Annotated in this window: 7 protein-coding genes; 4 read left to right on the forward strand and 3 right to left on the reverse strand. The window is 26.3% G+C overall.

Annotated features, from left to right (window positions below):
* The first annotated feature begins 107 nt into the window (after positions 1 to 107).
* Positions 108 to 386 (forward strand): hypothetical protein, encoded by a 279-nt coding sequence (locus KQ44_RS09860; RefSeq protein ID WP_096737250.1) that lies wholly within the window; start codon positions 108 to 110, stop codon positions 384 to 386.
* 5 nt (positions 387 to 391) lie between these two features.
* Here KQ44_RS09860 and smpB read toward each other — a convergent pair whose 3' ends face one another.
* Positions 392 to 871, reverse strand: a complete 480-nt coding sequence (smpB, locus tag KQ44_RS09865) for an SsrA-binding protein SmpB (RefSeq protein ID WP_096737813.1) — start codon at positions 869 to 871, stop codon at positions 392 to 394.
* A gap of 534 nt (positions 872 to 1,405) precedes the next feature.
* On the opposite strand from smpB, the gene scpB reads away from it, so the two are divergent.
* The gene (scpB, locus tag KQ44_RS09870) at positions 1,406 to 2,008 is read left to right on the forward strand and encodes an SMC-Scp complex subunit ScpB (protein WP_346426136.1); all 603 of its coding nucleotides are present in this window, start codon (positions 1,406 to 1,408) and stop codon (positions 2,006 to 2,008) included.
* Between the two features lie 259 nt (positions 2,009 to 2,267).
* On the opposite strand, the gene KQ44_RS09875 is transcribed toward scpB, so the two are convergent.
* The gene (locus tag KQ44_RS09875) at positions 2,268 to 3,860 is read right to left on the reverse strand and encodes a peptide ABC transporter substrate-binding protein (RefSeq protein WP_096737252.1); all 1,593 of its coding nucleotides are present in this window, start codon (positions 3,858 to 3,860) and stop codon (positions 2,268 to 2,270) included.
* A gap of 106 nt (positions 3,861 to 3,966) precedes the next feature.
* On the opposite strand from KQ44_RS09875, the gene KQ44_RS09880 reads away from it, so the two are divergent.
* A complete protein-coding gene (locus tag KQ44_RS09880) occupies positions 3,967 to 4,281 on the forward strand; it encodes a hypothetical protein (RefSeq protein ID WP_240516585.1) in 315 nt (104 codons plus the stop codon).
* Between the two features lie 66 nt (positions 4,282 to 4,347).
* Here KQ44_RS09880 and KQ44_RS09885 read toward each other — a convergent pair whose 3' ends face one another.
* The gene (locus tag KQ44_RS09885; RefSeq protein WP_096737253.1) at positions 4,348 to 5,949 is read right to left on the reverse strand and encodes a peptide ABC transporter substrate-binding protein; all 1,602 of its coding nucleotides are present in this window, start codon (positions 5,947 to 5,949) and stop codon (positions 4,348 to 4,350) included.
* A 164-nt stretch (positions 5,950 to 6,113) separates the two neighbouring features.
* Between KQ44_RS09885 and KQ44_RS09890 the strand changes: the two genes are divergently transcribed.
* Entirely contained in the window at positions 6,114 to 7,349 is a 1,236-nt protein-coding gene (locus tag KQ44_RS09890) for a DUF3298 domain-containing protein (protein ID WP_096737254.1), read from the forward strand.
* Positions 7,350 to 8,022 lie beyond the last annotated feature (673 nt).

Raw genomic sequence — 8,022 nt, forward strand, 5'->3', positions numbered from 1 at the left:
ATTTGTATCATCAATTCTTTATATTATAAAAGTAAAAAAAAATATACCGTTTTTATATTCTATTAATTTATTAAAAATAAAAGATTAAAAAACAAAAGAATAATAATATGATTTTTGATTTGCTTAGAGATTTAGAACTCATTATATCCGATATAGTATTCAGCGGAATTAATAACATTGATTATAATACTATAGAAAAAATAGAAGTATTATCCAATAAATTTAAAAAAATATCTATGGATAATTTAAAAGAACTGCTTGATGAGTTTGTATTATCTATAAAAAGATATAAAACAGATAATAATAAAAAAGAAAATATTAAAGAAGTATCTGATTATATTTGTAAAATAGAGTTTTATTTGAGAAATGCATTATCATCAGAATAATAATATTATCTTTTAATATATCTTTCCATTTCTCTGTCTAAAGTTTTCCTTTTTAGAGTTTCTCTTTTGTCATGAAGTTTTTTACCTTTAGCCAAAGCTAATTCTACCTTTACCTTTCCTCTCGTAAAATATAGTTTTACTGGAATAAGAGTAAGACCTTGTTCTTTTATTTTTCCATATAGGCGTTTTAATTCTCTTTTTTTCATTAAAAGTTTTCTTTCTCGAAGAGGCTCATGATTATTTCTGTTACCGAAATGATATGGGGAAATATGCATATTAACAATAAAAAGCTCCCCTTTTTTGAAAGAGGCATAACTATCAGCCATATTAACACTTCTCTCCCGCAATGATTTTACTTCTGTACCAAGTAAAACAATGCCAGCTTCAAAGCTTTCTATAAGCTCATAATTGAAAAGAGCCTTTTTGTTTTTTGTTATCTCTCCAGATGAGATAGTATTATTTCCTTTTTTATCTTTCTTAGCCATAATTTTATTATACAAAATATAATCAATTTGTCAATTACTGTTTTATTTTCATATGTTTAAGTATTATATATAGGACAACTATAATTTAAATTACGCTTGGGTGGGAGTACTTTTTGAAGTGACTGCCTTATAGATTTAATCAAATAAAATTAAGAAAATAAAGCTTTTAAATCTAAAAGGGAGGGGATTAAAATAAAGTTTTAAAATTTATTATCACTCCCGCCCTTTAAATTTTTGAGTATTATTTATTATTTATAAATGATTTTTATTTTTTAGCTTAAACTGTTATTCTGGCTGCCCTCCCAAGTGTTTTTTTAATTTAAAAAATTATACTCTTTATAAAATATAATTATTTAGGTATATACTAATATATAAATTTATCAATTATAATTTTACTTCATATTTTTCATATATTCTTGAAAAAAGTTTTATCTATGTTATAATTTAAATATATAAAAATAAAAAAGGATTTTTGTTTTTAGGGATATAAATATTATGGACGATATTAAACAACTTAAAGAAAATAACGAAAGCATGGAAGCTCAGACAGAAAACAAATCATCGGAAAAAACAGCCTTTGAAATAGATGATTCTATTCTTTCCAACAAAGAAGAACTCGAAAAGGTAATGGAAGCTGTTATATACGTAGAAGGCAGTGTTCCTATAGGAAGACTCAGAACACTTTTTAAATGTGAAAATTCTGATATAAGAGGCTATATAGAAAGCATAAACAATAAATACAGAAATGCTAATAGTGCTATAGAGATACTTGAAGTAGGAGACTCTATCATTATGACAATAATACCTTCTACATTTGGAACTTTATCAGCTATATATGATAAGAAACGTAAGAAAAAAATATCAAAAGCAATGCTTCAGACTCTTTCTATAATAGCATACAAACAGCCACTTACAAAAGCTGAAATTGATGATATAAGGCAAAGTGATAGCGGATATCATTTGAGAGCTTTAATGGAAGACGGTTTTATTACTTGGAAAGGAAGAAAGGATTATCTAGACAAAAGACAAACTTACGGCACAACAGATAAATTTTTAATGCATTTTGGAATAAACAGTTTAGACGATCTTCCAAAATTAAGAGAGTTAAAAGATTTAGAGTTTAATAAAAATGAATAAAAGCAATTTTTTTATTAAATTTTATTATTAAACATTTTTATTCAACTTATTATTGTAGTCCCATTTATTCATTATCATATAAATGGGGCTTTTTATTTTTTTAATTTCATAAAATCATTTAATAATCTAATTTATAAAAAAGTTAGCATTTATCTTTTTTAAATACTAACTTTTTCATTATTATGCTTTGTTAAATAATCGAAAAATTATACTATAAAATTAATATAATATTTAAAAGTTTTTCTTTATTACACTCAATTTATTCAGTGTAGCAGTAAAAAAATCTCCTTATCTCCAAAGTATCAGCTATCACATCTTTAAGTTTAGGGTTCTGCATAGAAGGAGATGTATAATGATAAAGCGGTATAAAAGCCATATCTTCACCTATAAGCATGTCCTCTGCCTTATGCATATTATTCATTCTTATTTTATTATCCAAAGTATTTTTAGCTTCCAGTATAAGTTTATCATAATCAGCATTATTATATCCTACCCTATTTCCTGAACTGCTGCTTACAAAAAGATCGGCAAAAGTCATAGGGTCGAGATAATCACCTATCCAATCAGCCCTGCAAACTACATAATTTCTAGTCTGTCTATTTTTCTGAAATACAGACCATTCCTCCTGAGTAATGGTCATATCTATATTAAGATTTTCTTTCCACATCTGCTGAACGGCTTCCGCTATTGTTACACCAGTACCAGGATTAGTCTTAAACTCAAGTACTGGAAAGTTACTACCGTTTGAATATCCTGCCTCAGATAAAAGTCTTTTTGCCTCTTCAATATTTTTACTATAGTCTTCTTTTTTAACGCTGTAGTATTCTCCTCCATTTTCTCTGAAGTCGCCCTGAGTATCTTTAAGCCCATAAGGTATAAATGCTGCTGCTGGTCTTTCCCCGCCTTTAGTAATATTTTCTACAATATAGTTTCTGTCTATTGCAAGTGCTAATGCTTTTCTTACTCTCTTATCCTTAAGAACTTCGTTTGTATTATTAAGAGCGTAATATGCCGTTCCTAAAGAAGGTGTTACAACCAAATATCCTTCTTCTCTAAGTAAGTCTATATCATTAGGTGGAATTTTATATGAGTATAGTATAGAACCTTCTTTTATAGCTGCATAAGCTGTTGAAACATCAGAAAACATTATAAAGTCTATTTTTTTAGCTTTTATATTATCCTTATTCCAATAATTAGTATTTAATTCTAAAGATATTATTTCATCTACTCTTCTCTCTGTCATCTTATAAGGTCCGTTTCCTATATATGTATCAGGAGAAAAAGTCCAATCCTCATTTATAAACTCTTCTCTAAGCGGCGAAAATATAGGTACTGCTGCTAATTCTAAAAAGTATGCCGTAGGTGTTTCAAATGATACTTCCAAAGTTTTATCATCTAATGCTTTTACTCCAAGCTCTTCTATAGGCAATTCACCAGATATTACTTTAGAAGCATTTTTTATAGGTGTTATTAAAAAACTGTATGAAGAAGCTGTTTTCGGATCGGCAAGCCTCCTAAATGAATATACAAACTCAGAAGCTGTAACATCTTTACCGTCAGACCATTTGGCATTATCTCTCAAATGAAATGTCATAGTAAGTCCGTCATCAGAAATATCCCAACTCTCAGCAACACCCCCTACCAAATTATTATCTTTATCTTTTGTGGTAAGTCCTTCAAATACATGTGCTGCATAAATCATACTATCTATAGCTGATAAAAAAGACGGGTCTATACTTTGAGGCTCAGCTCCTATACTTACTCTTATGCTTTCATTAGATAAATCTTTATTTTTACAAGCGTTTAATAATAATAAAATAATGATAATTGACAGGTATATTATTTTTTTCATAGCTTTATCCAAATATAAAAAATATTATGTTAACAATATAATTTATATATAAAATATTAATATTTGTCAATAACTAAATATTTTTTATAAACTTAATATATAAATATTGATTTTTTATATATATATTAATAATAGTAGAAATATTTCTATAGAAGGTGAAATACTGGAAGATATTATAAATAATATAGAAGATAGTATAGTATATCATGAAAGAGAAAAAGAATTAATAGATAGCTGGAAACAAATAAATAATCCTCTATACAATAAAATAATAGATGATTTAGAATCAATACCTGTTTTGCAAAACCAAATAAAAGATTTAAATACTTTATTGGGTGAATTAAACAAATCTAATGAAAATTTAGAAGATTCTAATAAAGAATTAAAACTAGAAAATGAACAATTAAATTTATTTAATTAAAAATATATTACATAATAAAAAAGAGGCTCATAAAATTAAGCCCCCCTTTTATATTATTATTTAGTATTATTCTTCTATATAAGCGTAATTAAATTTATGTCTTCCTAAAGGATTTAATACAACACCTTTTAATTTAGGATTTTTTATAAAAGAATCTGCTCTGTAATAGAGAGGAATTATAGGCATATCATCCATTAATATATTTTCAGCTTCTGCCATTGCCTTCATTCTTACACCATTGTCAGCAGACTCTTTTGCTGTTAATATAAGACTGTCATAATTCTGATTATCAAAACCAGTATGATTTACTCCGCTGTAGCTTAGCATAACATCAAGCATAGTCATAGGGTCATTATAATCTCCAGTCCAGCCCATTCTAGCCATTTGATAATTTTTTTCCAATAATGTCTGAAGTGTTATAGGAAACTCTTCTTGCACCAAAGAAACATTAACATTTAAATTTTCTTTCCACATCTGCTGAATAGCTTCCCCTACTAATACATAAATACCTGGTGAAACTTTTAATTCTATTACAGGGTAATTTTCTCCATCTGGATATCCAGCTTCAGCCATTAATTCTTTTGCTTTTTGAACATTATTCTCATAATTACTAACATCAATATATTCTTTATTTTCTTTTCTAAATGTAGTTTCTAACCCTCTTACCTCAGTAGGTACAAAAGCACCAGCTGGAACTTGTCCTCCTTTAGTAACATTTGATACTATATAATTTCTGTCTATAGCTAATGATAAAGCCTGTCTTACTCTCTTATCTTCAAATGCTTTGTTTGTAATATTCAGCTCTATATAATAAGTGCCTATAGCGTTATTACCTACTATGTATCCGTCATTTTTTAAAGTTTCTATCTCAGCAGAAGGAGGCTCTAATGCAGAGAAATCTATAGTTCCACCTCTTATGCCAGCAATTCCTGTATTAGGATCGCTCATAAGAACAAAGTTTATTTCTTTTGCTATTTGTTCGTTTTTATCATAATAGTTAGTATTTATCTCAAAAACTATTTTTTCATCAGGCACCCTTTCCTTCATTTTATAAGCCCCATTTCCAATATAAGTTTCTGGTTTTAATGTCCACTCATCACCGTACTCTTCTACAATATCTTTTCTAACAGGGAAAAATACACCAGTAGAGGCTATAAACTCTAAAAAATAAGCAGCAGGATTTGCTAATTCCACCTGAAGTGTATAGTCATTAATTGCTTCTACTGACAAATCATTATAATCCATAGTACCTGCATTTATTTCTTTAGCATTTTTTACAACCTCCATCATATATGAATACTCAGCTGCTGTGTTAGGATCAACTGCCCTCTTCCAAGAATATTCAAAATCATGAGCTGTTACTGGTTTTCCGTCAGACCATTTAGCATTGGTTCTTAAATGAAAAGTATAAATAAGTCCGTTATCAGAAATATTCCAGCTTTCTGCCACACCTGCTTTAACATTATTATTAGAATCTATTTTTGTAAGCCCTTCAAATGCATGATGTATATAACATGATGCTATACTCAAAGAATTTAATGTTGGATCTATTGTTTTTGGTTCTGGTCCCAAATTTATTGATATTGATGATTTTTCGCTATTATCTGTTTTTGAGCATGAAAAAACAAATAAAAGTATAACAGATAAAATTACCACTATTTTTTTCATATTTTTGTCCTTATATATAAATTTATTTTATGTTATACTATAATTTTTTTTGTGTCAATAAATAATTCTTTACATAGTAATATCTACTATCTTATTATTGACAAAAATCAAAAAAGACAATATTATGTTTACTTATTATACTTTAATCTTTTAAGGAAATATATATGATTAGAAAAAATATCCTTACATTATCTCTCATACTTTTAATAATATCATGTTCAAATAATAAAAATAATGATCAGACTAATACTAATGCAATAGAAGCTCAAACTAATGAATTAAAACAAGCCGAAGATTTAAACAATAATAATACAAAAAATAATAATTCCTATACACCAAAAAATATAGAATGGATATCTCATCACTATTATATGAAAAATGATGAAGGAGATTTCTTTTCTGTATATTTAAATGACAGATGGCCAGATTATATAAATAGCGATTCTGAATTAATACCTAATTATAAAAAAATAAAAGTAGCTTTTAATTATAAAAATTTAAATGATATAAACCAATTCTATGATAAAAACAGCATTCTTGATATAACTAATAATAAAATATATGCAGAAGCTGAAAACGGCGACAGTATAGAAAGTACATATTCAAATATTTCATCATTTAAAATGACATCAAAATCATTAAACAGTTCATCAAAAGAAATAAATACTACTTCATCATTAAAAGCAGCGGTATATAACTATGTCTCTTCAGATGTTTCTCAAACTAATGAATATGGAAGTGCATCTACATTCTCGTATAAAGATTCTATATTTTTGCTTATACCTGATGACACTAACAAATTAGAAGTATATGATAAAATTTCTTTTGATATAAATGAAGGTTTCAATCTAAATAATTTAAAAAGAAATGAAAATTTAGAATTTGAAGATAAAAATGGAAGCATATCAACATTATTTGAAAACGATATGAATGATCCTTATAATGAATGGTTAACAAATTCAGCTGACAGTTATGAATCAAGTAAATCTATCAACATAACTTATTTTAATGATAAAACTATATCTATAAAAAGAACTTCAACACTATATTTGGGCGGAGCACATGGAGTGTACAATAATTATAATTTAGTATATTCATTAGAAACAGGTGAAAAAATAGAAGTTACTAATTTGATAAAAGATTTTGATGATAGTGAATTGAAAAATATTATTGTGGGAAAACTTCTATCTATAGACAACAGAACAGAAGAAGATTATTTAGTTCCTTTAGATGAAATAACTTTAGCTGATACATCTTTTTACATCTATGCTGATGGTGTGCATTTTGTATGGCCTATATATAGTATAACTGCTTATGTTTTAGGCGAAACAGAAATAGTTTTGACCTTTAATGAAATTAGACCGTTCATAAATGAAGATTATTTATATATATTAGAATAAATTTATTTCAAAACTTTGTATATAAAAATATAATATGATTAAATACTATATTTTTTATATATTTTATTAAAAGAGTTTAATATCAATTGTATATGCTTACTGATGAGATTAGTATAGCAAAAAGTTTTATAGAACAGATTATTGATAGGTCTAAATTATAAATATTACATTGCCAGAATTTACCTTTATACTTTATATAAATTTATATAAAATTATAGACAATGAAAATCTTAAAGAATTATATGATAAATTATACACCGTATATAAAATCAAAGATTCAGACAAATAAAATTATAGTATAATATTAGATTACTGTTTTTATTCATACTTCTTTAAAATATAATTATCAAAAATACTGTTTGAAAAAATAAATAATTTTAATATTAAAAAGCTAAAAATATATGATATAAATATCATACTTAATTATATATCAGATATAGTAAAAATAACATCATAAGATTAATAAACTAAGAAGTATGATGAATCTTGAGCATTCAAAACAAGATAATTATGAAAAATATGTTTTTTAAAGAAAACATAGAAAATTTGGAGAAAGCTGCTAATTTATGGCAGTGCTTTTTTTATAGATATAGATTATATCTTATCTTTAATAGAAATTGAAAAAACTATAAATGCTGAGAAAATATTTAATGAACTAAAAACTGATGCAAAA

Source organism: Brachyspira sp. G79 (genome assembly GCF_002379365.1).
Classification (GTDB): Bacteria; Spirochaetota; Brachyspiria; order Brachyspirales; family Brachyspiraceae; genus Brachyspira.

Bases quoted from the DNA above. Each gene is read 5' to 3' on its own strand.
- KQ44_RS09860 (WP_096737250.1), top strand. From the start codon at position 108: ATGATTTTTGATTTGCTTAGAGATTTAGAACTCATTATATCCGATATA.
- smpB (WP_096737813.1), bottom strand. From the start codon at position 871: ATGGCTAAGAAAGATAAAAAAGGAAATAATACTATCTCATCTGGAGAG.
- scpB (WP_346426136.1), top strand. From the start codon at position 1,406: ATGGAAGCTCAGACAGAAAACAAATCATCGGAAAAAACAGCCTTTGAA.
- KQ44_RS09875 (WP_096737252.1), bottom strand. From the start codon at position 3,860: ATGAAAAAAATAATATACCTGTCAATTATCATTATTTTATTATTATTA.
- KQ44_RS09885 (WP_096737253.1), bottom strand. From the start codon at position 5,949: ATGAAAAAAATAGTGGTAATTTTATCTGTTATACTTTTATTTGTTTTT.
- KQ44_RS09890 (WP_096737254.1), top strand. From the start codon at position 6,114: ATGATTAGAAAAAATATCCTTACATTATCTCTCATACTTTTAATAATA.